Here is a 26,253-nt window from a genome sequence, read left to right as displayed (position 1 = left end):
TTATAGGGCTTAGTGACTTTTGTCAATACAGATAAATCTAAAATTGAATCGCAAACAGGTTCCGTATATGATAGCTTTATCATTGTTTAAGGGAGGCTTCATTTACGTGGCGGTATTAATCAACGAGCAAATTAAAGCTGACGAAGTGGTACTCACTGGACTCGCAGGGGAGAAGCTCGGCGTTGTATCCAAGTCAGAAGCCTTGGCTATGGCCCGATCCAAAGGGGTGGACCTGGTCTGCACCTCATTGATGAGCAGTCCACCACCCTGTAGCTTGGTCGCGAAGGGTAAAGGAAAAGCGCTGGCGCAAAAAGAAGCCGCAGCAAGCAAAAATGTCGGCCGAGCCGCAAAAAACAGCGGCAAAGAAAAGATCAAGGAGCTTCGCTTCACTGCTCATATTGAGGAACATGATTACGACACGAAGCTGCGTCAGGCAGACAAACATCTGCGTTCCGGCAAACCGGTGCAGCTGGTCGTTAAAGCGTCTGGTGCAAAAGAAGCGCCTGTCGCCAAAGCGGTACTAGAGCGGCTACTAATCGATTTGAAGGAAGCCGGAGTGAAGGATACTGGAATCCAGACGGGCGGCAAGGGCTCACAAGTGAAATTAAACCCTCGCTGAATGGCGAATCAGTAAATTGGACCAGTCACTTAGACCGTAGGAAACAGAGGGCCCATTCGGCCCTCTGTTATAAATTCCTTGGTTACAGGGTATGATTCAGGCTCTTTCTTGTCATAGCTACTTTGCACCAAGGGAGCATACCAAAAACGCTTCTCATCCATCAACCTCGATACATACCCGCTTGCTTATTTCAGGATGACGCCGTTCGTTCCCGTTTGCGGTATGACAAACGACCAATCGGCATCCTTGTACAAATGGTTGACGACCTTTCGTTTTAGCGTGAGCTGTTTCGGCATTTGATTTAGCCCATCAACGAAATATCCGGCATCCTCCTGCAGCTCGATTACACCTGAACGATCTGTTGTGTAGCCTCCGCCAAAAAACATCGAATACTCCTTATTATTTTCGTCAACGGCAACCCAAATGTCTTGCGTGAAGTTAGGACTACTGAAGATACCGCCTATCGGAATGGTCGCATACATTTTGCCCGAATTAGAACTGTTGGAACGAAGTTTGAGCCCCTTGAACAGATAAGCATCACCCGAGTCTTCGAATTTAACGGGATGCACAGCTGAAGTTTGAGCCGGGTCGAGCACGACCGACGCCTCGCTTCTCTCTCGAATTATATAGCCGTCCAATACGAATCGAATTTGCTGCTTATCATAGGCAAAATCATTAAACTGGTAGAACCAGTGCGTCTTGCCACTCCAACGGTCCAATCCAGATCGACGTCCGAATTCAGGGTCTCTGTTATCCCCAAGCCATTTCCCGTGTGCATCTTCCAGATGATACTTAAGCTCGTGGAACCCGCTTTGTCCGTTCAGCGCTCGGTCTGCGGCTTCTGGGGTCAACTCTGTAGTATATTCCAATGATCCGCCGCTCGGCGTCCGGGTAGCTCCCTGCATGTGAATACGTAAGCCGCTTGGCGTCTCATACGTTTTATCAATCGGAGTCAGCAACGTTTGCGCTTTGGCTTTGGTTAGATCTGCCTCCACATCCAGTCTCCAATCTCCTTTTACCGTTTTAATAGGAGCTTCCACATTAAGTTTGTCCGCATACAGCCTCAATTCACGGATATGTGCACTAAGCTGCAGCTTGTCGGTCAGTACCGGCCGCATAAAGTCGAACTCAATCCTACTAATATTCTCGTTGCCCCCTGTGCTTACTTCAAAAGGAACAGCGCCAACATCACCTCTCTGGTTATCAAAGAGGCTGAAATCGACATCTTGAATACTAAAATCCCCGGTTACAGCATTTCCTTCAACATCGAAAACTTCGATTCCGATAATCATTCTAGTCGAATCGGCGATAAGTTCGTTGACTTTCAGAGTGTAACCCTGATCTTTAGCACTGGCACCCGAAATCTGTACCAGTCCTGCTTCACGGACCTTCTTCATGCCATTATCCACATAGCTGTCTTTCGCAAACAGCGACCTCACCATATCTGCAAGAGTCGGCTGCGTATACAGCAGTGTGCTAACCACAAATACAACGACGGCGACCACCAAACTCCATACTTTAAACTGTGAAGTGCGTCTGGCAGCGCGGTAATGTTTCACCTGGGCGACGATGGACGTGTCATCGTACGCGGCTGCGTTCTGTTGCCGATTCCTGTATTCAGTCGGTCCCGTCAAGATCTGTGCCTCCGTTTCCGCTGGTTGCTCGCTCGGAGAGTATCTGGATACATCATGATCGCTCGCGTCGGCTCTGTCAGCTGGTTCGATCTCGATTCCTTCCAGCGCCAGCATCACCTGGTCGGTAAACTCATTAGATAGCCTTTCGTGAAACAACAAAATTTCCCAGTTTCTGTCTTCTATCGTCGATTTGCCGTCCTCTGTTTCAAGATTGGCTTTTTTCGTTGTTGTACGATCCCAGACTCTCATAACGTTGCCCCTCCTTGGCTTCTACGGTTTTGCGCAGACTGATTTTAGCACGGTGGACGGCGTTGTTAACCTGCCGAACCGACATGCCAGTAATACCAGCGATCTCCTTGTGACTCAGTTGGTTGGTGTAGCGCAGAATCAACACAAGTCGATAATGCTCGGGCAGCGTCTCTAACAAGCAATCCAATTCGAAACGCAGTTCCTTTTGCAGCAACTTCGATTCAGGTGTTTCACGTTCATATGTATCTTCCTGTGTCAGAGACTTTGGATCTTTTCGGCGTCCACGGTCCTTCTGCAAATTGACAGCAATTGTATACATCCAACCGGCAAAACTCTGCGTCGGGTTATGCGCTCCCAGTTTACGATAGGCTTTAAGTAGTGTCTCCTGAGTCAGATCCTGAGCATCCGCTTCGGAAGACCCCATCTTGCGGAACAATCCGTAAAGCTTATTCTGATAGCGCCGGACAATGCTCGCGTACGCTTGTTTATTGCCTTTTAGTACAGCTTCAATAATTGAATGATCGTCTGTCAGCTCCACGCGTTCCCCTCCTTTTAGGTCTGGCTTTTGTTTGTCTTGCTTCTAAGACTCCTAATCTGCATTTTTTCTCTCACTCGATCCATATAAAAAAGACCTTGAGTTTTTGTTGCCCTCGAGGTCTGAACATATGACTCATTCCTCTATGCCTAGTTCAGCTATGAGAAGATCAGCCTGTCCCGTTTTCATCTGTTTCTTTCTGGGCTAGTCCCATCCAAGTGCTATAGCGTAGGGCACAAGTATTGGGTTTACGAAGATTGATTCGAGAAAAGAAAATTATTGACCATAATTTTTCTAGTTCCCTTAAAAAATAACTTCTTCAGATCATCGCTTTACTCATAAAATATATGCATTAAACTTGCCGCTATTTTCCACAGCTCTCCAGCAACAATTTTCAGCTATGGATTCACCCTATAACCGCCCTATCATAGCCGTAAGCAAGATAGAAAAGGCAACATGCTTGCTAAAATAAACCCGTTTGGGTACAATCCCCATAACAAAATCGCTTGGGAGGAATTCGAATGAATCGAAAAAATGTCCCCCGTTAAGCCCGAGCTCCTCCATCCATGTTTTAGTTTCAACTCACCCTAATAAAACAGAGGAGGATACTAATGAACATGAATGGACCTGTCAACATTTCTCGAAGTGAGAGACTTCAGACTTGCCACGATATAGCTGCGAGGTTACATGAAGTATATAGAGACAAAATTCTGGCTATAGGGGTCTATGGATCTGTTGCCAAAGGTACTGACGGCCCTTTCTCGGACATTGAAATGTTTTGTGTACTAAGTGAATCAAACGGCCCCGTAGAATTTAGCCATGAATGGTCAGCGGGACCCTGGAAAGCGGAGGTGAACGTCTGTAGTTCAGACGTTCTTCTTAAAATTGCCTCTACTGTTGAGGGCGAATGGCCGTTGACACATGGCCCCTTCTTTTCCCCACTTCGTCTGTATGATCCTGAAGACTTTTTTTCTATATTAAAGGAAGCTGCCGAATCCCCCACAAAGGAAGATTTCAGGCATGCCATCAACGAAGTGCTTGTAGGTGAAATGTACGAGTTTATAGGAAAGCTTAGGAATGTCCGTGTAAATGGTCCTCATACCTACTTGCCATACTTGGTAATGCAGTTTGCCCAATATGGGGCTATGTTAGTTGGGTTACACAATCAGAAGCTCTTCTCAACGGGTTCAATGGTTCTACCGGAGGCCCTGGAACTGCCGAGTCGTCCAGAAGGACTTGATCATGTAGTTAAGTTGGTTATGTCCGGAGATTTAGCTGAACCAGCGAAGATCATTTCAGCCTGTGAAGATTTCTGGAGTGGTCTTGTGAATTGGGCAGTCGAACATGACTACCTTATTCGATCACAACGGATCCCCTTTTAATCGAAAATAAAATTCGCTTTAATTTCACTTACTATAATATACCATGTTAATATATCATGTTTTTTATATGCCCAGTCCCCCTTTCGTTAAGGGGGAATTTTACTTTTCTTCTGGATGAATAGTACTTCTCCGTTATGTTTTTCCACTGTAATATATTTAAAATTTAAACTACTTGATTTCACCCACTACCTCCTTTATTCTCTGTATATGTAACTCTGTCTTTGCTTATCTATATCCGATGCTCACATACTTTCCTCATTCGTATACACATGCAAAAAATGTACAATTCCAGTGTACTCCATTAAAATTTTACACATAAAGCTTTATATAGATTTTATTTTTGTTAATATCCAACAACAGGGCCTTAGGCACTATGATAGATTACATTTTAATGATATATTGATAGGTACCATAAAAGACTAATTACCCATGGCTTGGGCTGGAGGATGTATGAAAAAGGAATCAAATCAAGACGAAACCAGTTATTTATTTAATGTAGATGTATTAGTTAAAGGCCGTTCGAATGTAGAGGCCCTTCAGTTCCTGCTTAATCTCTTGAGCCAAAACGAACACATTGCGGATAGCCGGATTCAATCCGGTATCGAACTTGGCAATTTAATTGAAGCTGCACTGTACCTAAAAAAACAGTCAGCCGTGAATAGCCCATCTGATGCAGCCGCTACGCTCGCGGAAAAATTTTCTAAAAAGAAATCAGCCGCAATTACGAACAAGCCGCCAGTCGTTCAAGAGATCAAACAATCCCACGTACAGCCAAAGCCTGCAACACAACAAGACCTTAGTACGTATGAATGGATCAAACGCTATATACATGATAATACGCTTGTACGGTTAATCGTAAACCGCTATGGTGGACAACGCAGCATTCCTTGCCGCATCCTCAATCTGGACCATGATAATAGCCTGCTGAGTGTGTATCATGTAGATGAGAAACAAGTGTACTCCTTTAAAATGAATGAGATCGATGAAATCACATCGTAAATGTAAATACTTCACCAAAAAACGAAGCATGAAAAAAGAGAACGGTCAGGAAAAACATGATGTCTTTCTTGTCCATTCTCTTTTTTTGTATTATCCGAAAAGAACTTTAATCCTCTTTCTTCAGACCCATGGCAGCCCATGCCAGCAATATCCATCCTGCTATAAAACACACGCCTCCTAGAGGGGTGATAGCTCCCAGCACACGGATTCCGGTCAGACTTAGCACATACAAGCTACCAGAAAACAAAATGATACCCGTCAATAACAGACGAGCTGCCCATCTTAGACGGTTGGAAGGCCCCCACTGTCCAGCAGCCAACGCAATGATCAGCAAACCGACAGCGTGAATCATATGATATTTCACACCTGTTTCATATACGGCCAAAGCATCCGCGTCGATCCGGGCTTTCACAATATGTGCCCCGAACGCTCCAATGGCTACCGCCAACATCATCATTATAGATCCCGTAAATATCCATTTTCGTTGCATGTTTGTGTACTCCTTTTCATCTCATCCTTTTAGCCGAATGTTCTTCTTATTTTATCGAAACCGTATGAAGTTTACCAGCCAGCGTGTGTGAACAGACCGCATACAGAATTGGATGATTAGACCCTGTCTTTTGAAGGGTAATGTGTAGGGTGGCTTGCTTTTTTGTTTATTTTGTGGAAAATTAGTACCTGTTCGGACTATGTTCAAGGAGTGGAAAAAATGAGTAACCAAGATCCTAATTTGCAAAAGCCTGCTGCGTCTGAGGAGCACCCTGTTTTTTCAGAATCTCCTGTGTTCCAGCCTCCGGTCAAGCTCAAACATTCTGGTCCCGGAATTGCTTCTTTTATTATGTCGCTTGTCAGTCTGATCGGATATATTATTCTGGCTATTATGGTTATTAATCTACTGGCTCATTTCGGCCAATACCAGACGATGAACCCGGAAATCGCTCTGCAGCAAACCGGAACGGTATTGCTTCCTTTTATTTTTTTAGGCAGCCTGTTGCTGAATTGTAGCGGACTTGTCGTTGGTATCATTGGAATTGCGTTAAAAAATCGTAAGAAAACCTTTGCTATTACAGGCTTAATCATTAATGCACTTATTATTGTAGGCTTTATTGCACTTCTTGCCATCGGTCTTTCCGTTCCGAATAGCACAGCGGATATCTATCCTTCCTCCGTGCAATCTTTATAATTTTTCTGCATCACACAGAGAGGATTCAATGTATGAACAAAATTAAAATTTTTGCCGACAGTACCAGTGATATTCCTACTCACTGGCGGCAACAGTACGAGATTAGCATTGTACCTTTGTATACGGTATTTGGTGATGAAGCATTGCAGGACGGGGTGAACATTCACCCGGAACAATTATTTCAACGTGTAAGTCGCGAGGGACATTTACCACGTACCGCCGCACCTTCTCCGTCGGATTTTATTCAAGCCTTTACACCCTACATAGAACAAGGGGACGACATTTTATATATCAGTCTGTCTTCCGAGCTATCATCAACGTACCAGAATGCGCTACTCGCTGCCTCTGAATTTCCGGAAGGCCGCATTACGGTTTTTGATTCCTTGAATTTATCGTGTGGCTTTGGCCTGCTTGTGATGAAAGCTGCTCGTGCGGCAACCAACGGCAATACGATAGAGCAGATTGTAGACATGTTGACGAAAACCAGGCCGCTAATAGATACGGAATTTGTCATTGATACACTTGAATACCTGTATAAAGGCGGAAGATGCTCAGGCATGCAAAATCTGATCGGCAGTCTTCTCAAAATTCGTCCGGTGATCAAAGTAATTGACGGAAAAATGACGCCAGCCTACAAAGTCCGCGGCAAACGTGAAAAAGCACTGGATCAGATGCTGCAAAACGCTCTGAATCAACGAGATCAGATGGATAACGATATCATTATTGTCGTGCACGCTTTGGCCGAGGAAGATGCGCTGATGCTGCAAGCTCGCTTGAAAGAAGAAACGAACGCACATGAGGTACTGCTAACTACAGCAGGCTGTGTTATTTCCAGTCATTGTGGTCCACAGACTATCGGTATTATGTATGCCAAAAAGGCATAGTTCATCCAATATCAGACCCGTTGCCGCATAGGTAGCGGGTTTTTTGGTATTTTTCCAGCAATTTAGCAATGAATAACTTTCCTCTTTTTGATAGTATTATTCGTCGAGTAACGAACTATGAATCTACAATCTATCATAAAAAAGAAGGTTATTTGGTATGAGTTCCAAACGATCACGTTGGTTAGCCAAGCTTACCCTATCAGCAACGGCAGCCATCACAATATTCACAACATTCTCTTCATACTTAGCTGCTCCAGCAGCAGCATCCGGCGCTACGTTCCAAGATACTGCACACAGCTATGCCTATCAGTCTATTATTTCCCTGCACGCTAAAGGAATTTTGAACGGTACACGACCTGGTTACTTCTCTCCTAAAAAGGCTGTTACCAGAGCCGAATGGGTTACCGCACTGGACCGTACACTCGGTCTGGAGCCTGTACAAGCACCCGTTCCCTCCTACCGAGATGTTGCCAAAAAGACGTGGTACTATGGATGGATTGAAGCGGCTTCTCAGCTCAATATCGTTCAGGGGGGAACGTCTGCCACATTCCAACCTAATAGTCCTATAACCCGTCAAGAAGCGGCTTTGATGATCGCACGTCTCATCCGCTCTTCGGGCGGATCAGGAGATGCTACTTCCTCCTTCACAGATACTGGAGAAATTGCAGATTGGGCTCTGAATGCGGTAACCACCGTAAATCGTTACGGCTTTATGAAAGGTGAAAGTAACTATTTTCGTCCTGCATCCTCTCTGACTCGTGAAGAAACAGCGGTCTTACTGGAGCGACTGCTAACGTATTCAACAAAACATGCTAACCAAACTGCTTCCACCGCTTCTTCCATCCGAATTGGCTGGCAATATGATCAAACCGTTCAGCAGTTTGAAAATACGGTGCTCCAATCCAACATCAACACCCTGTCACCACGTTGGTTTTTTCTGAATGAAACAGGTATTATCAGCGATTATACCAATTCATCGCTGCTCACCTGGGCCAAACAGCATCATAAAAATATCTGGGCGATGGTAGGCAACCGTTCCAACCTGGCACTGACGCACCAAATTTTGTCCAGTGAGGTTCTACGAAATACAACTATAAGTCAGCTCGCTAATGCTGTATCTGTACACGGTTTGAATGGACTTATCATTGATTTTGAAAATGTAGATGGTCAGGATCGTGCCCATTTAACATTGTTCGTCCAACAATTAAAAGCTAAGTTAAAAAGTCAGAATACGGTACTGGCGATTTGTGTATCTCCTGATTACGGAACGGACTGGACTGCCGCCTTTGATTATAAACAGCTTGGCGCTGCGGCAGACTATCTGATCTTGATGGGATATGACGAGCACTGGGGAGGCAGCTCGATCCCCGGCTCTGTGTCCTCACTGCCATGGCTCCGTGAAAGCGTGCGGCGTTTTGTACAAACCACCTATCCAGAGAAAGCGATCTTGGCGTTGCCATTATTTACACGGAACTGGACGCTTAACGCTAGCGGACAGTCAATCGCTTCCTCTGATATTTCACTAGATCAGCAAAACCAGCTCATATCCCGTTCCGTCTCCCAACCAATCTGGAATGAGGATATTCAGCAGTATACCGTGTCTTACAAAGACACGCAGCTTCATAAGCTGTGGCTCGAGGAAGGACGATCCTTCACTCGTAAGTATCGCTTGGGACAGGATGCTGGGTTTGCTGGCTTCGCCTACTGGTATGCGGGCGGAGCCAGCTCTGATCTGTGGTCCAGTGTAAAAAACGCTGACCGATTTATAGAGCGTGGTTTATAAAATACAAAGCCTTCAACCTCACATGAAAAGTGAAGTTGAAGGCTTTTGGCATACATACTTAGCACCAGCCTATGACCGATATGCAACTTTCCCGTTTACAACTGTCATTCGTACCTTAACATCAAGTAAAGCTTGCGGGCTTTCCGATACATCACGGTCAATGACTGTAAAGTCAGCGGCTTTCCCTTCAGCTATCGTCCCTCTTTCATCAGCCTCACCAGCTGCTACTGCGCTTCCCGTGGTAAACAAACGAATGGCTTCATGTACATCCAGCTTTTCAGCGGGAAGATAGCCCTCATGCATTTCTTCCGGCTTGGCGCGAGTCACTGCCGCATGAATACCAAGAAAAGGGTTTAACGGCTCAATCGGCGCGTCACTACCTCCAGCACATGGAATGCCTGCTTCCAGTAGCTTTTTCCAGGCATATAAATATTCAGTCCGTTCTTTCCCCACCCGATCCAGTACCCAAGGGAAGTCACTTGCGACAAAACGGGGCTGGATGTCCGCGATCAGCGGCAGCTTCGCCATTCTCTTGACCAAATCACCCCTAAGCACCTGTCCGTGGATCAGACGATCTGGCAAACCGCTTTCCTCCGTGAGCGCATGGGCCTCCATCGCTGTCAAAATCATGTGCGCCGCCCCATCTCCTATGGCATGCACAGCCACGGGATAGCCTGCGGCTCTGACAGCAGCCACCATCTGATTCAGCTCCGGCTGCGGTTGGATCGCCATTCCGCAGGTATGCGGAGCATCACTATAGGGTTCAGACAATAATGCCGTTCTTCCACCAATAGCGCCATCGGCAAACATTTTTATCGCACCGATTTTAAACCACTCATTTCCGGTACCTGCACGCAGCCCTTGCACTTTCGCTTCTTCCAAAAATGGATGATAGATGAGCTGGTGTGTGCGAAAAGGAAGGCCTTCTTCTCTCAGCTCCCTGTAAATTCGCTGCATCGTCTCCACGCTGCCCAAAAAACGTAAATCCTCTGTGTGCGCAGCAGTCAAACCAAGCCTTAACGCATCCATAGAAGCCCGCCGAATCGTATCCTTCTTAACCGAATAATCCGGTTCTGGCTGCACGCTAGTAAAGGCAAAGGAGGCTTCCTCATAAACCAATCCGTTCAACCGTCCATCTGCGTCTCGTCCATAGGCCCCCGAAGCCGGGTCAGGGGTGTCCTCGTTAATACCCGCACGTCGAAATGCCTCTGAATTGGCCAAAAACGTATGAAAGCACGTACGAGTGAGATATACCGGATGCTGATCTGTAATGGCATCCAGCTCGGATATATCCGGAATTTCAACAGGAATAAAAGCATTTTCGTTCCAGTTAAGTCCTAAAATCCACTCTCCCGGCGGTGTTACAGCGACCCGTTTGCGTAGCATAGCCAGCATCTCGCCCTTGGAGGTAGCTGATGTTAAATCGAGCATAGATAACTTCATACCATGCATAGACAAATGCATATGTGAATCGGTTAAGCCTGGCAGTACATAGGCATCTTCCCAATCCACGGTTTCATATTCCTTACCGGACAACTGCAATTCAAGCTCCCGAGCATATCCGACGGCCTGTATCCGACCCTGCTGTACAACGATGGAGTCTCCTTTGGAAGCCCACTCCCCATACAACCGGCCGTGCTTGAACAAAACGAATGTCAACGCCACTCATCTCCTTTTTTCAACTATACGCATATCCACTACATATTAAGCCTGTGTTGCCACTTCCAAGCGTAGTGTATTTATATCTATCTGCTGCACCTGCTCGGCAAATTGGTCATGAGCTGCACAGACAGCCATTTTATAATCCTGATCCAGCTCATACTGTTTAAAATGACAATACTCGGTGGTAAAGCCCTCTGTCGTGAAGCCTATGAATGGTTGTGCCTTTAGCTCAAATGAAAAAGACTTCAAGGGTAGGGTTAGTCCCTGCCCTACGGCCTTGACAAAGCTTTCCTTAAGCGTCCATAGATCGTAAAAATAGGATAAGCGGCTGTCTGCATCCTGACGCATTAACGCATTATACTCTGTGTCCGAAAAGCACACCCTACCTACCTCAAAATCAATAGGACGAAGCTGCTCAATGTCGATTCCAAGCGGGTGATCATCAATAGCGCATACCACCCATTTTCCCGAGTGAGAAACATTAAAATGGAATGCAGGTGCATTTATTAAGGAAGGCTTACCGAATGCATTGTATGTAAATTGAAGACTGGCATTCGATACCTTCAATTGCCGGCAGGCCAACCATCTTAGCAACACATCGGCATATAAGCCCCTCAAAGCATCTTCCCGATGTAAAAAACGATCTAACTTGTGCTGCTTTTCTAGTGAAACCCGATGTACCAGTAATTCATAATGCTCCTCAGCTTCCGGCTTGCTCGTATCAATCGCGTATATTTTCATGGTCGCCTCCTATATACCTAATGAATATCAGCCAGTTTGTAACACTCACCGTTCGATGGAAGTCTGTTAGATATGGATGGCGTGTGCCGTGTACATGGTCAATATACTACTCTAGCACTTTCAATTCAATATGGATACAATTGGGATAAGTAGCTCTATTAAAACTGCTTCGTAGATTCCGTTAATGAAAGCGCTTTAAAATAGCACATACAGAGGAGGACGAAACAATGAAATATGATTTTGCCCGCTTGCTGTGTATTATGCTCTCTATTTTGCTGACGTTGAGCATTTTTCAGATGTTTTCACCTAAGATCGCTTCAGCCGCTTCAGCGAATGTCGTGAATGGCATTCAGTTTAAAGATACAGATGGAAACGTGGTCCATGCCCATGGGGGTGGTATGATTAAAGTAGACGGTTACTATTATTGGTTTGGTGAAAATCGTAATCCCAACGGCACGTTCAAGGCGGTATCCGCCTACCGTTCCTCTGATTTAAAAAACTGGGAGTTTCGTAAAAACGTACTGACCAGCAGCTCCGCCGTAGAGCTGAATGTTTCGAATATTGAACGTCCGAAAGTGATTTATAATGAAAAAACACGCAAATACGTATTATGGATGCACAAGGAAAATGGGGTTAATTACAACGAGGCCCGAGTGGCTGTCGCCTCCTCCGATACGGTGGACGGCGATTACACATATCAGGGTAGCTTCCGTCCTCTGGATTACGATTCACGCGATATGACCGTATACAACGATAACGGTACAGCTTACCTTATTTCGGCTACCCGGGTAAACGCGGATCTGAACATTTATCGTCTGACACCGGATTTTCTGCAAGTTGAATCGCTGGTGACTACACTTTGGCCTGGACAATACCGTGAAGCTCCGGCGATATTTAAAAAAGGAGACGTCTACTTCCTGATTACATCCGGGGCAACCGGCTGGAATCCCAATCAGGCCAAGTATGCTACCGCATCCAGCATTGAAGGAACCTGGAGTAATACGATAAACTTCGGGGACGGTACGACATATGGCTCACAGTCGGCTTACGTGATTCCTGTTGAAGGGGCCCAGACAACTTCATACCTGTATTTGGGCGACCGTTGGGCGGGTGCATGGAGCGGTCCTGTGCAGGATTCTCAATATGTATGGTTGCCACTGCGTTTTCCAACAGCGACTTCATTAGCTATGGATTGGTTCGACAGCATTAATATTGACACCACCAGTGGTGTGGTCGAGGGGATAACAACGCCCCCCATTGCCATTGATCCGGATGCCTATTATCAGCTAGTGAATCGCAAGAGTAATAAGCCACTAAGCATTATTGGCAATGCAACGACGGACGGCGCAGACCTGGAACAGCGTGCAGATGCGGGAACAGCAAGCCAACAATGGCAACTCAAAGATGCAGGCAGCGGATATTATAAAATTGTGAACCGCAACAGCGGAAAGCTAATTGGTGTTGAAAGCGGTACTACAACGGATGGTACAGTTATTGAGCAGTGGAGCGACGGAGGCTGGTCCAGTCAGCACTGGCAATTAGTATCCGTAACCGGTGGTTATTACAAGCTGAAAAATCGGGCAACTGGCAAGCTGATCGATATTTCTGAAGGCGCCACCGCCGATGGAGCCAAAGCCATTCAATGGGGCGATAATGGTGGGACAAATCAGCATTTCCGTGTAGTTAAAGTAGAATAGCCCAAGTTATTTTCAAAAGGAGCCGTATTCCGAGCAGATCATGGTGACTGCTAACGGAAATAACGGCTCCTTTTTACGTAAAACGATGAAATTGATAATCTTTAGTACGTTATAGTTCCCACGGATAATCTGTTGTCAGAAAACTAGCCAGCTGCTTGCTTTCTTCCCTCCGCTGACGCCGTATGGCTGCGCGTGATGGAGCCGTCTGGTGCAATTGTAACTGCTCTTCTGTTTCTGGAATCACCTGCGGCACGGTCACTTTACGGTTGTTCTCGTCCAATGCCACAAAGGTCAGGAAGGCGGTGGCTGCGATTTTTCGGTCGCCAGTCATTAGTCCTTCACGAATTACCTTTACGAACACCTCCATCGAGCTACGGCCTGTCCAGGTTACGAACGCTTCTAGCGTGACAGAATCACTCGGATGGATAGGTAGCAAAAAATCCACCGAATCCGTTGAGGCTGTAACTGTGTTCGTACGACACAGCTTAGCAGCTGCAATAGATGCGATATCGTCGATATACGACATCAATCGGCCGCCGAAGAGCGTGTTATGATTGTTGATATCGTTGGGAAATACTCGGGATGTCTTAAAGCAGTAGGTTTCTCGGATGTACTTGCTTTCCATGGGTTCTTTCCTCTCTTTTCCTCGTTGCTCTCTTTTATATCTCAGGATTTTGCAAAATCCTGATGTGGAAGCCTGTTTTAGACTATGCTAATCATCCCACTAATCCGCATAATAAATCAATACATAAAAATCGGCATCCTCATCCGAATCATTACGGTAGGTATGTATGTCAGATACTTGAAATTGCACGGCATCCCCTGCACTCAGCTTGAGCTGTTGCCCCTGCATCTCAAAGTACATTTCCCCACGGATCATGAGAATCGTTTCCTCTCCCAGATGCTTCTCTGCCTGGTGTGTAAAGCCTGGCTTCAGACTTACCGTGAACACCTCAAACTTCTTTTCAGCGTGATACGGGAATACAGGGTAAACAAAATAGTTACCGTCTTCATCAATAACCGGATGCAGGTCTTCCCTTCGAATCTTCGTGATTTGCGGCGGGTCTTCTTTAAGAAAGGTGGAGAAGGATACGTGCAAACCGTTCGCAATTTTCCAAAGGGTTGTTACCGTAGGATTGGATTTCCCCTTCTCAATCTGAGCCAGCATTCCTTTGCTGACCCCTGTCAGTTCAGCCACCTTATCCAAACTTAATCCTCTAGTCTTCCTGATTTGAGCCAAATTAGAGCCAATAATATACTGCATTGAATCCACGGACGATGCCTCCTTGTATCCAAAAGTCTATATATGAAGAATACACAAAAGACTGTGTGTTCGCTATATATAGAAGCCGATCAAGGTATATACAAGGCTTAAACGGGAAGTAGGCATGCTATAATTTACTGTAATATGGTCAGGTTCCTCGTTAACTTCAACATGCCAATAAAAACATTTGACATTGAATATAAATGTCCTTAAACTTCACTTATTAAAACGTTTTTGAAAACCATTGTAATATCCTGAAGGAGGGCTGCTATCCTATGACTTTTCCGTCCCTGAACACCCAACAGGTGAGAAAACCAACGTTGACTATCTAGGAGGGACTAAATTTGAATCCGCAAACCCGCAAGTCCCGTTACATGTACACGATGCAGCTGGCGACAATTTTTATTGGCTTTATTGTATTTGGCATCTCGGAAAATATTAAAGGCCCTGCTATTCCACGCATTCAATTCGACTTCAATCTGGATGAACAGCAGCTCGGAACATTGTTGTCTCTAAACGCACTTGGTTATTTGATTGCCTGCTCGTTCACCGCCGTTCTTGTCCGTAAGTGGGGAATCAAGGCGGTCAGCATCATTTCCTTTGCTTCCATGATCATCTCGGGAGTGTTCATCTATCTGTCGCACACGTATCCTTTCTTCGCCTCGTCCTACTTCTTGATGTATATTGGGAACGGCATGCTGGAGATTGCGCTCGCCATTTTGGGGGCGAGGATTTTTGTGAAAAATACCGGCACGATGATGAATTTGTCCCACTTTTTCTATGGGCTCAGCTCAACAGTCGCCCCTTTGCTGGCGACGGGAGTCATGTCACTGACGGTATTTGGACATACGCTGGACTGGCGGGGGATGTATCTGGCTATGTTGTCGCTCTGCCTGCTGCCGATTGTGGCCGCGCTGCTCAGTACCTTCCCGGGAGACGATCTGCAGCATGAGGAACGGACCTCACTCAAGACCCTAACCCGCGATCCGGCACTCTGGATGATGGTAATGATCCTGTCGTTTGGGGTAGTCTCTGAGCTAGCAGTTGGGGGCTGGCTAGTCAACTTCTTAGAGAAAGCGTATTCATGGAGTACGGTGAAGGCGTCCAGCATGCTCTCAGCGTTCTTTCTTACCTTCTCGTTGGGGCGCCTGTTGCTTGGTCCGCTCACTGACCGGATGGGGTTTGTGCTTTCGACGATTCTATTCTCCGCCTTCTCAGCGATATGTACGTTCGCAGCAATCGCGGGTGGGGAGAGACTGGCGTTTCTCTTTGCCGTATCGGGTGCAGGCATTGCAATGATCTATCCGACCGTGATGGCGTTCATAGCACGGAGATATCCGAAGGACAGTGATACAGCTATTACGTTCGTCGTCACGCTGATGGGTATAGGTAGTGTCATTGGCAACTATGTGATCGGCTGGGTAATCGAAGGGGTCAAGATAGTCTACGGCGCAACTACTGAGCTTGGCATGTTGCGCGGGCTTCAGGCGGGATATGGAGTTATCGGTCTATGCGCAGCCATCTGCGCGGTCTCGGGAATTATTCTCTACAGATATCTGAAAAAACGGCAGGAGCTTATATAAGTCACCATCTTAGGGTTGTCCCATAAGTCATGAACTGACTGGGACGCCCTTTTTTTACGAACTCCCCATTCAGTCAAAACAGTCCTTGTATGAACACATCCGATTTGAACACCGCTTTTGGATGCTGGCTGCTGCCAAATCGTCTGCAACCGGAACACGAGCGAAGCTTTTTGGTAAATACATAGCCTTCCTTGGGTCATCAATAGTAAATCAAACAGCTTTTTAAGGGCAATTCTCCTGTATTCTACTCTATTAGGCTGTAATTTTTCTGAATAGAAGAGTGTAGCCGAGAGCGGACAATAATACTGTGTGTTCGCTATAGGTGATATTCAATATAACATACAATTGTGTAATATATTGATACTTTACGACTTCCGTTATATACTATTAAAAAATTTATACACTGGGGGTAAGATTAAAATGTCCATAGCTTCGGAGTTGAGCGGAACGAAGCATGATTCACTCAGCTTTTTACAAGGGGTTAAAGATTGCATTCCTACATTGCTTGGTTATGTATGCATTGGGTTCGCGGCAGGGATTGTGGGCGCTTCGTCAGGGGTTAGCACCATGGAAATTGCCCTGATGTCGGCGCTTGTATACGCAGGAGCCTCCCAGTTTATTATGTGCTCAATGCTGGCTGTAGCCAGTCCTCCATCCGTCATTATTTTAACGACATTCATTGTGAATGCCCGCCATCTGCTGCTAAGTGCATCGCTGGCTCCTTACTTTTCTAAATATTCACTATGGAAAAACATAGGTATCGGCGTTCTTTTGACGGATGAATCCTTTGGGGTAGCGTCTGATAAATTGGCTAAAGGCGGACAGGTCAGTGACCGTTGGATGAACGGGCTTAATATTACAGCTTATCTCGCCTGGATTGCATCCTGTGTGGCAGGAGGGATTCTCGGAAACTGGATTTCCCGACCGGAGGCTTTTGGTCTGGATTTTGCCTTGCCTGCGATGTTTCTTGCCCTACTCATTTCCCAGCTCCAAAGTGTCCATACCTCCAAACTCAAGCATCGTCTGCTGCTTGTGCTATGTATGGCTGTTCTGATGTACCTTTTGTCCTGGTGGGTGCCGTCACATATTGCTGTCATTGTAGCGACCATGATCACCGCAACGATTGGAGTGTTAACCGACAAATGAACATTAATCCCCATGTCCTGTATATCATTATCGGTGCCATGATTGTCACGGCGATCCCAAGGATCATTCCCTTTGTCGTGCTGCAAAGGCTGGCGCTACCCAAGCCAGTGCTACAATGGCTTTCCTATATTCCTATTTGTATTTTCACTGCACTCGTGATGGAAAATCTGCTCGTCCGAACCGAGACCTCCGTCACTTTTAATGGGCAAGTGCTTATGGCTGTCTTTCCAACGCTAGTGACCGCCTTGTGGAGCAAAAACCTGCTGGCTACCGTCGTTGTCGGTATTGTGAGTATGGCTGTAGTTCGACTATTGTGGTTGTAATCCTAACTACAACCAGTCCCTATTCACAAACATCTTTCTTCCACCATACAGATAGGCTAAAAACGTAAAAATGACAATCAAGCCAAGGCTGTAAGGCTCAATTCTGGGTGCATAAGTCGCTGTTTGCGGCATCATAATATAATAAGGAATCGTAAAAGGAAACCACGCACCTATGGAAGAGTGAAAGCCTGTTATGACAATATTAGGAACCACACAACAAATAGACATTCCCAAAGAAGCTCCAAAATTCCGAATTTTTATCGAGAGCATAAGCTGTAGTGCTGCCAGGGGAAAAATCCCGATCCACCCTCCCAAGCCGGTAGAAAGAACGACAGACCAAGGGATTTCTCCTGGAGCACCTGCTATATTTCCACTTACAAAATAGCCCAATATAAATATAAGCTGATCAAGACCCAGTATGAGAATGAGCAATATATATTTTGCATAATAAATTTGCTGACGAGGATACGGGCTGCTTAATAAAATCTTCCATCCCCCATCCCGATGCTCATACGCACACAAAAGAGAAGCGATAATTCCACAATAGAGTGGATAAAAAAACATAGAGTGAAATTGCGCTGAATACGTATATAAAGTTAACCAGCTGGGCGAAAAAAACTGTTTCAAATCGTTCAGCTCGAGGACTCCCATTAAAGAATTTATGACCGCATCCAATATAATGAGAATCCATACCATGATCCATTGAAGCTTTATCGTCTCTACGCGTAAAATAGAGCCCATGTATCTTCTCCTCTCTATTTGAATTCATGCTTGGTAAACTGTAATGTACCAAGTCCCGTAAAGATGACTCCCGCACTTAAAGCAACGATTACCCAAATCATGTGTTCCTTCATTAGAGGACTTGATAGGGCAGGGTACGACCAAGGCAATATTTTAATCCACAGAATACTTGTGCGTGCCAAAAACAAGCTTGCAATAGAGCCGAATATACCAAACGCTAATGGGAATGCCTGATTAGTGAAAAGTGTAGACAGCCAAAGTTGAATTGCAAGTACTGGTAGGGTAGCCAAACTTGCATTAATCGGCTGTAACAGCATGATCCGCCAAGGAATGGGTTCGTTTGTATATAACACCCAGATGAGGCTCATACCTGCTACAGTGATCAAGGCGGTACCCAACTGCAGAATCACGATCCATACAATTTTGGATAAATAGATATAGCTTCTGGGAACAGGCATGACCATAAGCTGCTTCCATGTTTGAGTATCATGCTCTGTACCGGCCATAATGCTCGCCAAAAGTGTACCGCCAAGCAGCATCACAAACGAAAGGAACATAAACATAACGGCAAAACCAGCATAGACACCTCCTGGTCCTTGCCGAAAGTAAAGATACCATTCCACGGCAGTCATACCTGTAAGTACACACCCCTGTATAAGAGGAATCCACCAGCATATTTTCTTCAGCTTAAGCCCCTCTGACTTTATAACCCGGAGTATCATAAGCTTCGCTCCTTACCTGTCAGCTCCAGGAATATCTCCTCCAATGTTTTTTTCTTCTCTGTGACCCGATAAATGGGATGATTGTGTTCCACAAGCACCTTGATCATCTCCGAAGATTGTTGCCGATCTACAATAGGAGTCACGACCTCATTTTGTTCAATTGATTCAGCTCCAGCTGTCCATCCATGCTGAATCAGTGCACCGGCAGCCAGAACAGGATCTGGGGTTTCAATGAATAATTGAGGCTTGCTTTTGGCGGTGAGTTCCTTCATCGTTCCCTGGAAGATCATTTCACCCTGATTAATAATTCCTACATAGGTTGCAATCTGCTCAATTTCGCTTAATAAATGGCTCGAAACCAGTACCGTCATTCCGTAAGCACCAGGGAGGCTCATAATTAACTCCCGAATTTCCTGAATACCAGATGGGTCCAAACCATTCGTCGGTTCATCAAGTATCAATAATTTGGGGTTGGCAATAAGCGCCATAGCAATCCCCAGTCTTTGTCGCATCCCCAAGGAATATCCTTTTACCGGACGATACGCATCCTTGGTTAATCTCACTAAATCCAGCACTTCATGAATTCTTCGGGTCGGCAGTCCACGCATGGTTGTAACGATTTCCAAATTTCGATATGCGGATAAATGGGCATAATAGGCAGGTGATTCAACCAAGGAACCAACATCTTTTAATATTTCCATACGCTGATCCTTCAGCTTTTTCCCAAAAATCTCAATTTCTCCGGAAGTGGATTTAATCAGCCCAAGTAGCATACGAATCGTGGTTGTTTTACCCGCCCCATTAGGTCCCAAAAACCCATAAATTTGTTGTCCAGGTACCTGGAGATTTATTCGTTTTACAAATTCCCGCTTTCCAAAACGCCTAGTTAGCTGCTGTGTATGTATTACATATTCAGACACTTCCTGATCTCCTCTCGACTTCTAATGCTGAAGTTTAAGTTACATACAGTTTACTGAAGTAAAGTTAACATCAAGTAAACAGTCCCTAAACAACAGGCAAAAAAATCGAGCACACTGCAAAATGTGAGATTCGATGTTACAAAGTTAGTTGTTTAGCGGCAGTGAAATCTCCATCCTTGTACCCGCTTTACTGCCTGAAAGGATATGAAGCGTTCCGTTGTGCGCTTCAATAAAGCTTTTGGCAATAGGTATTCCATGCCCTTCGGAGTGAGATACCTGCTTACACTCATTAGGATTCATTCCTATTCCATCATCTTCGATAGAAATATGAAGCTTATCGTTCTCTTTGTTCACTTCCATGGAAACGTGTGTACCTGGAGGATTATGAATGATGGCGTTAATCAAAAAATTCTGCAGCGCTCTGCCTAATAGCTTGCTATCGAAGGACATAATACAAGTCGCCTCCATGGACGTAAAAGAAAATTCGTATTGCTCAGCCGAAGGATGGTTAGCGATATCTATGACTGCACTACGGAGAAACTCCACAATGTCCTCCTTCTCCAATTGGACGGGCAGTGGACTTTCCTTAAGCTGCATAGAAGCATTCAAATCCTGAATCAACTGCTTCATTTCAGTCACTTTCTCACTGATACTCATACTAAAGCTTCTTCTTTCTTCATCGGACCAATCATACTCTTGAGCAGTCAGCATGGCCGCATATCCTTCAATATAAGATAATGGTGTTTTGAGATCATGGCTGACACCTGCTACCCACTGCTGTTTTCGTTTCTCTAATTCCACTCTCTCTTCCTCATTGCTGCGCAATTGAGACGATAAGATGTTCATTTGTTCAAAAACTTCTTTATACAATTGATACGGAGGTTTATAGCTATTTTTCTGATTTTTTTTGCGCTCCGGTAGTTCCAGTTCACTTAGCGGTGCTTGGAATTCCCCCGTCGCAATATTTCCAATCCATTTAATTACATACACCAAAGGTTTGCCTATATACCATCCGTAGGCAGCTATGAACACAACACTCTGCACGATACCAAGTCCTGTCCAGAATAGATTAATATTTATATTTTGAGATGCTCCAAATATACTTTTTATAAAAATATATAAGATCGTGCAAATAACAAAACATAGGACATAGGCCAGTACAAAACATAACGTTACTTTCATAAAACGGAAGGACATCTTAACCAGAGAGTTCATCCTCATTCCTCCATCTTGACTGACATCATTTTATAACCAAGCCCCCTTACATTGATTAAAGATTGCGGGTGCTTGGGATCAGGTTCTATTTTTTTCCGCAAACGGGAGATATGAATCACTACGGTCTTCTCATCACCCAAGAAGGCCTCGCTCCATATCGCCTCGTAAAGCTGCCGTACACTGAAAATACGGTTAGGGTGCTTGCACAAAAATACCAGCAGCAGCCATTCACGTGCCGGACACTCGACCTGCTTGTCCTCCACATACAACACACCGGATTCCAGTTCCAGTCGAAAATATCCAAAATCTAAAGTGCGTAAGGTCGGTTTCATGGCCACTGTCGAAACTTTCCGATATTTCATTCGTGCCTTCATACGGGCAACGACTTCCAGCGGGTTAAACGGTTTGGTAATATAGTCGTCTCCTCCGATACCGAACCCCATTAATTTGTCTAGATCTGTATCTCTTGCCGTCAAAAAAAGAATAGGGGCATCCGTATATAGACGCATTTGACGACATATCTCAAACCCATCGCTATCAGGCAGCATGACATCAAGTACAATCACATCTATATGAGATTCCATCACGACTTGCAGCGCTTCCCGCCCCGTTGCAGCATGCTTAACTTGAAGGAACCCTTCTTTTTTTAACACCGTTGTCAGCATATCCCGCAGTCCCTGCTCATCGTCTACTATAAGTACTGCAATTTCTTCCATAACCCAAGGTTCTCCATTCTTTTTTTACATTTTTTACTTTCATTATAAAAGCAAACGGGCAGAATTTAAATCGAGTTCCATCACATATCGTTCATCCCCGTGAATATACTTAATAACCAACAAGGCCAAACTGTGCCGTGTATCCACTTGGGGGGTGCCTAATAATGCCAGAACCACGCCAGCCATATTCATTCGTCGTATCCCGCGAAGATTGGTCGCTGCATCGCAAAGGGTACCAGGACCAGCAACGTCATCAGCAGAAGGTCAAAGATGTCATTAAGCAAAATCTACCCGATCTGATAACGGAAGAAAATATTATTATGTCGGACGGTCAACAGATTATTAAAGTGCCGATTCGCAGCCTGGATGAATATCGCTTCATTTATAACTATCAAAAGCAAAAGCATGTAGGCCAAGGGGATGGAGATAGTCAGGTGGGAGATGTCATCGGGCGTGATTCTGCCTCCCAGAAGCCTGGTAAAGGTGAGAAAGCCGGCGACCAGCCGGGACACGATATTATGGAAACGGAAGTCAGCATAGAAGAGCTGGAAGATATGCTGTTCGAGGAAATGGAATTGCCGAATTTACAGCAAAAAGACAAGGATCAAATTGAGGTTGAATCTATCGTGTTCAATGATATACGTAAAAAAGGCATGCAAGCGAACATTGACAAGAAACGAACCATTCTCGAAAATCTACGCCGCAACGCCCGTGAAGGGAAGCCCGGCATTCATCATATTAGTCCGGACGATCTTCGTTACAAGACATGGGAAGAGAAGACCATTCCCCAATCCAACGCGGTCATTATAGCCATGATGGACACCTCAGGCTCAATGGGCGCTTTTGAAAAATATTGTGCTCGCAGCTTCTTTTTCTGGATGACCCGCTTTTTGCGCCGTCAGTATGAAAAGGTGGAAATTGTCTTTCTCGCGCATCATACCGAGGCTAAAGAGGTTACGGAAGAAGAATTTTTTACCCGCGGAGAAAGTGGCGGCACGATCTGCTCTTCCGCTTATTTGAAAGCCCTAGAGATTATCGATAAACGATATCCTCCTTCCAGCTACAATATTTATCCCTTCCATTTCTCGGATGGCGATAACCTGACCTCGGACAATGAGCGGTGCGTGAAGCTAATCGAGGAACTTATAAAGCGGAGCAATATGTTCGGCTATGGCGAAGTGAATCAATATAATCGCAGTAGCACGCTGATGTCAGCCTACAAGAATATTAAAAAGGATCAGTTTATGTACTATGTCATCAAGGAAAAAGGTGAGGTATACCAAGCCTTACGCACCTTTTTTCGCAAACGGGAAGGGGGAACGGTGGGATGAGCACCGACCAGAAGGAGCTAGAATATGCGATATCAGAAATTATGGAGATTGCAGATGGATTCGGGCTCGACTACTACCCGATGCGATATGAGATTTGTCCGGCGGATATTGTATACACGTTCGGAGCCTATGGTATGCCCACGCGCTTCAGCCACTGGAGTTTTGGAAAAACGTTTCACAAGATGAAAATGCAGTACGATTTTGGATTGAGCAAAATTTATGAGCTGGTCATTAACTCCAATCCCTGCTATGCCTTCCTGCTGGAAGGAAATTCTTTGGTGCAAAATAAACTAATTGTCGCTCATGTACTGGCACACTGTGATTTTTTCAAACACAACGCCCGCTTTTCAGCTTCTAATCGCAATATGGTGGAGAGTATGTCGGCCACAGCAGATCGAATCAACAGCTATGAAATGGAATATGGTTCAAAGACTGTGGAATCCTTCATTGACTCTGTACTGGCGATACAGGAGCATGTAGACCCACAGCTTATCAAACCAAGGCATCTGGATAAACAGCGCTATATGGAACTCAAAATCAAGGAGCAAAAAGAACCCAAAAAACACCAGCGTCCCATCGGACCTTACGATGATCTGTGGTCACTGGACACAGTAAAGCAGCATGATTCGGCCGAGACCGAGGGTATTAAGGTACGCCAGTTCCCACCGGAACCTGAAAAAGATATCGTCTGGTTTATTCAGGAATTCTCCGAGGTACTGGAGGACTGGCAGCGAGATATTATGACGATGCTGCGGGACGAAATGCTATATTTCTGGCCCCAAATGGAGACCAAAATCATGAATGAAGGCTGGGCCTCCTATTGGCATCAGCGGATTGTAAGGGAACTGGATTTGACCGGGGAGGAAACCGTTGAATTTGCGATGCTGAATGCTTCCGTCGTACAGCCTTCCAAGCAAAGCCTGAACCCGTACTATTTGGGACTGAAAATATTTGAGGATATTGAAAAACGTTGGGATAACCCAACCCGTGAGGAGCAAGAGCGACAAGGGCGCAAACCGGGCGAGGGTCGAGCTAAAATGTTCGAGGTGCGAGAGTTTGACTCAGACACCTCTTTTATACGCAATTACATGACCAAGAAGCTGACAGAGGATTTGGATCTGTACGTGTTTGAGAAACGAGGACCTGATTGGAAAATTACCGATAAATCCTGGGAAAACATACGGGATCAGCTCGTGTTTTCACGTGTGAATGGAGGCTCCCCTTATATCGTCGTCGAGGATGGAGATTACCTGCATACGGGCGAGTTGAAGCTCAAGCACCAGTACGAAGGCATTGAGCTAGATTTAAAATATATGGAGCGCACGCTTCCGTATGTATATCAGCTGTGGGGGCGCACCGTTCATTTGGAAACGATGATTGAGGGTAAGCTCGCCTTATTCTCATATGACGGTAAGAAGCATCATCGTAAATTTGTATAGTCATGCATCAATTTCATAATACCTCTAGCTGCTTCAATTAAAACTAGATATAGATCAAAATGTTTTAATTTGTCTATTTCTAGTTACAACCATCAAACTTTAATGAGTTATGAAATTGATTCTCATATAAAATCAATAGCCAGCCTGCATTTAAAAAGGCGCATTCCGAACAAACGGATATACGCCTTTTACTACTTTTCCTTAAATTCGACGATATAGCTTTGATTGAGCTGTTTTCCACCTTCCGAAATGTTCTGGTACATGGATAAAAACCGGGCGGATGGGCTCCATACCGTTGGGCTGTCATAGGATTGGATATTGGTCGTAACCGGAGTGGTTTTACCCGTGGACTGGTCAAATACATACAGCCCTCTCATGCCTTGCTGATCCTCATCATAAATGGAAAAAGCAAGCTTGGACCCGTCGCTGGACCAGCTTCCACGACTCATTAAAGTACCTTGCCCGATAATTCCTTTCTCTTTGCCCTGTTCATCCAAAATGATCATACGGGCTGGTTCGGATGTATTCCATTTCCGCTTTTCAATGGCAATAGACTTACCGTCAGGCGACACGGCAAAGGACATGGCACCCTCTGCAATGGTCACAGCCTGAGGATGATTAAGAGTGAACCGATTCAGCACTGGATACCCTTGTTTATCACTGCCTGTATAAAATATGGCGTTACCCACTTTTTCAACAAGAGACATCAATTCAGAGCGATTCGGATCTTGAAAATTCAATTCTTCAGCTTTGCCGTCCAGACCAATCAGTCGGATTTTACCATCCGGTGTGCCTGTAATGAGATGATTCTCATCGCTCCAGCTCACTTCGTTAGTCATATCCAACTTGCCAATCGATGTAACCTTACCACTGCTTAGTTCCAAAATGTAGCCCTGAATATCATATTTGCTGTTGGGGCTACCTTCAGTAAAGAAGACATGGCGCTGATCCGGTGATACCACAGCAAGTAACTGTGGAGCTTTACGACCTGGTGTTAAAATCCGCTCCTTGTCTGTCTCTACATTATGAATCCACAGCTGGGTTTTACGCTCCACAATCAGCTCTTCGTCACTCAGCCAAGACCTCGCGTAGACATCCCCCAGCCTGCCGATAGACGATACCACCAGCTCGTCCGTTACTTGCTGCTGGGCTGCATCCGTGTCAATCACAGTAAGCTGTTGGCCCGGTTTCATACCGAATGTTGGATTTGTCTCTCCTGCGCTCTTCATGCCGCAACCGCTGAGCAATCCCCCGGCGATTAAGCCGATCATAAGCAGCCCCGTGGCTTTCTGTCTGAAAATTCTTGTACGGGAATCTTCGCGATGAGAGGAGCCGTTCTTTTGCCCATAGCTGTCTATGTTTTTCTTTATCATGTACAACGGCCTCCTTGTTAACGATACCCCCAGTTTAATGCCCGAACATCTCATGAATACATCGAATTGTTTCCAAGTTGTAAACAAGACACCATTCTAGCCCTGTGCTAAC

The 26,253-nt window shown here is 45.3% G+C and carries 25 protein-coding genes; 12 read left to right on the top strand and 13 right to left on the bottom strand.

Annotated elements, in window-relative coordinates:
- Nucleotides 1-106: 106 nt before the first annotated feature.
- On the top strand, nt 107-619 hold the full coding sequence (gene infC / locus NSS94_RS08245) for a translation initiation factor IF-3 (RefSeq protein WP_029516555.1): 513 nt from the start codon (nt 107-109) through the stop codon (nt 617-619).
- 185 nt (nt 620-804) lie between these two features.
- Here the strand turns inward: infC and NSS94_RS08240 are convergent, their stop codons facing one another.
- Together NSS94_RS08240 and NSS94_RS08235 are read right to left on the bottom strand one after the other, a co-directional pair.
- Nucleotides 805-2,502, bottom strand: coding sequence for a DUF4179 domain-containing protein (locus NSS94_RS08240; RefSeq protein WP_029516554.1), 1,698 nt, complete (start codon nt 2,500-2,502; stop codon nt 805-807).
- Entirely contained in the window at nt 2,459-3,040 is a 582-nt protein-coding gene (locus tag NSS94_RS08235) for an RNA polymerase sigma factor (RefSeq protein WP_341039142.1), read from the bottom strand. Before NSS94_RS08235 ends, NSS94_RS08240 begins: the two co-directional genes overlap by 44 nt.
- A 608-nt stretch (nt 3,041-3,648) precedes the next feature.
- On the opposite strand from NSS94_RS08235, the gene NSS94_RS08230 reads away from it, so the two are divergent.
- Nucleotides 3,649-4,419 carry an ANT(4')-I family aminoglycoside nucleotidyltransferase gene (locus NSS94_RS08230; protein WP_069012790.1) on the top strand — a complete coding sequence of 257 codons (771 nt, stop codon included), beginning with the start codon at nt 3,649-3,651 and terminating at the stop codon, nt 4,417-4,419.
- A 450-nt stretch (nt 4,420-4,869) separates the two neighbouring features.
- Nucleotides 4,870-5,418, top strand: coding sequence for a hypothetical protein (locus NSS94_RS08225; RefSeq protein ID WP_029516552.1), 549 nt, complete (start codon nt 4,870-4,872; stop codon nt 5,416-5,418).
- A 106-nt stretch (nt 5,419-5,524) separates the two neighbouring features.
- Here the strand turns inward: NSS94_RS08225 and NSS94_RS08220 are convergent, their stop codons facing one another.
- A complete protein-coding gene (locus tag NSS94_RS08220) occupies nt 5,525-5,908 on the bottom strand; it encodes a DUF423 domain-containing protein (RefSeq protein WP_029516551.1) in 384 nt (127 codons plus the stop codon).
- Between the two features lie 219 nt (nt 5,909-6,127).
- On the opposite strand from NSS94_RS08220, the gene NSS94_RS08215 reads away from it, so the two are divergent.
- The 3 genes from NSS94_RS08215 to NSS94_RS08205 all read left to right on the top strand — a co-directional run bounded on the left by NSS94_RS08215 (nt 6,128) and on the right by NSS94_RS08205 (nt 9,268).
- Nucleotides 6,128-6,601 carry a hypothetical protein gene (locus NSS94_RS08215; protein ID WP_069012792.1) on the top strand — a complete coding sequence of 158 codons (474 nt, stop codon included), beginning with the start codon at nt 6,128-6,130 and terminating at the stop codon, nt 6,599-6,601.
- Between the two features lie 32 nt (nt 6,602-6,633).
- On the top strand, nt 6,634-7,485 hold the full coding sequence (locus tag NSS94_RS08210) for a DegV family protein (protein WP_029516549.1): 852 nt from the start codon (nt 6,634-6,636) through the stop codon (nt 7,483-7,485).
- A 157-nt stretch (nt 7,486-7,642) separates the two neighbouring features.
- On the top strand, nt 7,643-9,268 hold the full coding sequence (locus tag NSS94_RS08205) for an S-layer homology domain-containing protein (protein ID WP_341039141.1): 1,626 nt from the start codon (nt 7,643-7,645) through the stop codon (nt 9,266-9,268).
- 69 nt (nt 9,269-9,337) lie between these two features.
- On the opposite strand, the gene NSS94_RS08200 is transcribed toward NSS94_RS08205, so the two are convergent.
- Together NSS94_RS08200 and NSS94_RS08195 are read right to left on the bottom strand one after the other, a co-directional pair.
- On the bottom strand, nt 9,338-10,927 hold the full coding sequence (locus tag NSS94_RS08200) for an amidohydrolase (RefSeq protein ID WP_029516547.1): 1,590 nt from the start codon (nt 10,925-10,927) through the stop codon (nt 9,338-9,340).
- 45 nt (nt 10,928-10,972) lie between these two features.
- Complete coding sequence (locus tag NSS94_RS08195; RefSeq protein ID WP_341039140.1) at nt 10,973-11,671, bottom strand: 4'-phosphopantetheinyl transferase family protein; 699 nt, start codon at nt 11,669-11,671, stop codon at nt 10,973-10,975.
- Nucleotides 11,672-11,898: 227 nt separating this feature from the next.
- Between NSS94_RS08195 and NSS94_RS08190 the strand changes: the two genes are divergently transcribed.
- Entirely contained in the window at nt 11,899-13,368 is a 1,470-nt protein-coding gene (locus NSS94_RS08190) for an RICIN domain-containing protein (RefSeq protein WP_341039139.1), read from the top strand.
- 109 nt (nt 13,369-13,477) lie between these two features.
- Here the strand turns inward: NSS94_RS08190 and NSS94_RS08185 are convergent, their stop codons facing one another.
- Together NSS94_RS08185 and NSS94_RS08180 are read right to left on the bottom strand one after the other, a co-directional pair.
- The gene (locus NSS94_RS08185) at nt 13,478-13,993 is read right to left on the bottom strand and encodes an acyl-CoA thioesterase (RefSeq protein WP_013309488.1); all 516 of its coding nucleotides are present in this window, start codon (nt 13,991-13,993) and stop codon (nt 13,478-13,480) included.
- Nucleotides 13,994-14,092: 99 nt separating this feature from the next.
- Nucleotides 14,093-14,641, bottom strand: a complete 549-nt coding sequence (locus tag NSS94_RS08180; RefSeq protein WP_029516544.1) for a helix-turn-helix domain-containing protein — start codon at nt 14,639-14,641, stop codon at nt 14,093-14,095.
- A 335-nt stretch (nt 14,642-14,976) separates the two neighbouring features.
- Here NSS94_RS08180 and NSS94_RS08175 point away from each other — a divergent pair, with 335 nt between their 5' ends.
- From NSS94_RS08175 to NSS94_RS08165, 3 genes are all read left to right on the top strand, one after another.
- Nucleotides 14,977-16,215 carry an MFS transporter gene (locus NSS94_RS08175; RefSeq protein WP_029516543.1) on the top strand — a complete coding sequence of 413 codons (1,239 nt, stop codon included), beginning with the start codon at nt 14,977-14,979 and terminating at the stop codon, nt 16,213-16,215.
- Nucleotides 16,216-16,635: 420 nt separating this feature from the next.
- Nucleotides 16,636-17,361 (top strand): AzlC family ABC transporter permease, encoded by a 726-nt coding sequence (locus NSS94_RS08170; protein WP_165145137.1) that lies wholly within the window; start codon nt 16,636-16,638, stop codon nt 17,359-17,361.
- Nucleotides 17,358-17,684 carry an AzlD domain-containing protein gene (locus NSS94_RS08165; protein WP_341039137.1) on the top strand — a complete coding sequence of 109 codons (327 nt, stop codon included), beginning with the start codon at nt 17,358-17,360 and terminating at the stop codon, nt 17,682-17,684. Before NSS94_RS08170 ends, NSS94_RS08165 begins: the two co-directional genes overlap by 4 nt.
- A gap of 6 nt (nt 17,685-17,690) precedes the next feature.
- Here NSS94_RS08165 and NSS94_RS08160 read toward each other — a convergent pair whose 3' ends face one another.
- The 5 genes from NSS94_RS08160 to NSS94_RS08140 all read right to left on the bottom strand — a co-directional run bounded on the left by NSS94_RS08160 (nt 17,691) and on the right by NSS94_RS08140 (nt 21,998).
- Nucleotides 17,691-18,425 (bottom strand): ABC transporter permease, encoded by a 735-nt coding sequence (locus NSS94_RS08160; RefSeq protein ID WP_341039136.1) that lies wholly within the window; start codon nt 18,423-18,425, stop codon nt 17,691-17,693.
- 14 nt (nt 18,426-18,439) lie between these two features.
- A complete protein-coding gene (locus NSS94_RS08155; protein WP_025723953.1) occupies nt 18,440-19,147 on the bottom strand; it encodes an ABC transporter permease in 708 nt (235 codons plus the stop codon).
- Nucleotides 19,144-20,067 (bottom strand): ABC transporter ATP-binding protein, encoded by a 924-nt coding sequence (locus NSS94_RS08150; protein WP_190298922.1) that lies wholly within the window; start codon nt 20,065-20,067, stop codon nt 19,144-19,146. The genes NSS94_RS08155 and NSS94_RS08150 overlap by 4 nt, the downstream gene beginning before the upstream one ends.
- A 144-nt stretch (nt 20,068-20,211) precedes the next feature.
- On the bottom strand, nt 20,212-21,249 hold the full coding sequence (locus tag NSS94_RS08145) for a sensor histidine kinase (RefSeq protein WP_341039135.1): 1,038 nt from the start codon (nt 21,247-21,249) through the stop codon (nt 20,212-20,214).
- Nucleotides 21,250-21,284: 35 nt separating this feature from the next.
- On the bottom strand, nt 21,285-21,998 hold the full coding sequence (locus NSS94_RS08140; protein ID WP_340931772.1) for a response regulator transcription factor: 714 nt from the start codon (nt 21,996-21,998) through the stop codon (nt 21,285-21,287).
- A 164-nt stretch (nt 21,999-22,162) separates the two neighbouring features.
- Between NSS94_RS08140 and yhbH the strand changes: the two genes are divergently transcribed.
- Both yhbH and NSS94_RS08130 read left to right on the top strand, forming a co-directional pair.
- Nucleotides 22,163-23,329: a sporulation protein YhbH gene (yhbH, locus tag NSS94_RS08135; RefSeq protein WP_029516533.1), complete on the top strand. Its 1,167-nt coding sequence runs from the start codon at nt 22,163-22,165 to the stop codon at nt 23,327-23,329.
- Complete coding sequence (locus tag NSS94_RS08130; RefSeq protein ID WP_069012807.1) at nt 23,326-24,768, top strand: SpoVR family protein; 1,443 nt, start codon at nt 23,326-23,328, stop codon at nt 24,766-24,768. The genes yhbH and NSS94_RS08130 overlap by 4 nt, the downstream gene beginning before the upstream one ends.
- A gap of 191 nt (nt 24,769-24,959) precedes the next feature.
- Here the strand turns inward: NSS94_RS08130 and NSS94_RS08125 are convergent, their stop codons facing one another.
- Nucleotides 24,960-26,141, bottom strand: a complete 1,182-nt coding sequence (locus tag NSS94_RS08125) for a WD40 repeat domain-containing protein (RefSeq protein ID WP_341039134.1) — start codon at nt 26,139-26,141, stop codon at nt 24,960-24,962.
- Nucleotides 26,142-26,253 lie beyond the last annotated feature (112 nt).

It is taken from the genome of Paenibacillus sp. FSL L8-0644 (assembly GCF_038008165.1).
Lineage (GTDB): Bacteria > Bacillota > Bacilli > Paenibacillales > Paenibacillaceae > Paenibacillus > Paenibacillus polymyxa_D.
Note: the sequence above shows the minus strand (reverse complement) of the source record. Positions and strands in the feature narration are given on the sequence as shown.

Bases quoted from the DNA above. Each gene is read 5' to 3' on its own strand.
- NSS94_RS08240 (WP_029516554.1), bottom strand. From the start codon at position 2,502: ATGAGAGTCTGGGATCGTACAACAACGAAAAAAGCCAATCTTGAAACA.
- NSS94_RS08230 (WP_069012790.1), top strand. From the start codon at position 3,649: ATGAACATGAATGGACCTGTCAACATTTCTCGAAGTGAGAGACTTCAG.
- NSS94_RS08225 (WP_029516552.1), top strand. From the start codon at position 4,870: ATGAAAAAGGAATCAAATCAAGACGAAACCAGTTATTTATTTAATGTA.
- NSS94_RS08220 (WP_029516551.1), bottom strand. From the start codon at position 5,908: ATGCAACGAAAATGGATATTTACGGGATCTATAATGATGATGTTGGCG.
- NSS94_RS08215 (WP_069012792.1), top strand. From the start codon at position 6,128: ATGAGTAACCAAGATCCTAATTTGCAAAAGCCTGCTGCGTCTGAGGAG.
- NSS94_RS08210 (WP_029516549.1), top strand. From the start codon at position 6,634: ATGAACAAAATTAAAATTTTTGCCGACAGTACCAGTGATATTCCTACT.
- NSS94_RS08205 (WP_341039141.1), top strand. From the start codon at position 7,643: ATGAGTTCCAAACGATCACGTTGGTTAGCCAAGCTTACCCTATCAGCA.
- NSS94_RS08195 (WP_341039140.1), bottom strand. From the start codon at position 11,671: ATGAAAATATACGCGATTGATACGAGCAAGCCGGAAGCTGAGGAGCAT.
- NSS94_RS08190 (WP_341039139.1), top strand. From the start codon at position 11,899: ATGAAATATGATTTTGCCCGCTTGCTGTGTATTATGCTCTCTATTTTG.
- NSS94_RS08185 (WP_013309488.1), bottom strand. From the start codon at position 13,993: ATGGAAAGCAAGTACATCCGAGAAACCTACTGCTTTAAGACATCCCGA.
- NSS94_RS08170 (WP_165145137.1), top strand. From the start codon at position 16,636: ATGTCCATAGCTTCGGAGTTGAGCGGAACGAAGCATGATTCACTCAGC.
- NSS94_RS08165 (WP_341039137.1), top strand. From the start codon at position 17,358: ATGAACATTAATCCCCATGTCCTGTATATCATTATCGGTGCCATGATT.
- NSS94_RS08160 (WP_341039136.1), bottom strand. From the start codon at position 18,425: ATGGGCTCTATTTTACGCGTAGAGACGATAAAGCTTCAATGGATCATG.
- NSS94_RS08155 (WP_025723953.1), bottom strand. From the start codon at position 19,147: ATGATACTCCGGGTTATAAAGTCAGAGGGGCTTAAGCTGAAGAAAATA.
- NSS94_RS08145 (WP_341039135.1), bottom strand. From the start codon at position 21,249: ATGAAAGTAACGTTATGTTTTGTACTGGCCTATGTCCTATGTTTTGTT.
- NSS94_RS08140 (WP_340931772.1), bottom strand. From the start codon at position 21,998: ATGGAAGAAATTGCAGTACTTATAGTAGACGATGAGCAGGGACTGCGG.
- yhbH (WP_029516533.1), top strand. From the start codon at position 22,163: ATGCCAGAACCACGCCAGCCATATTCATTCGTCGTATCCCGCGAAGAT.
- NSS94_RS08130 (WP_069012807.1), top strand. From the start codon at position 23,326: ATGAGCACCGACCAGAAGGAGCTAGAATATGCGATATCAGAAATTATG.
- NSS94_RS08125 (WP_341039134.1), bottom strand. From the start codon at position 26,141: ATGATAAAGAAAAACATAGACAGCTATGGGCAAAAGAACGGCTCCTCT.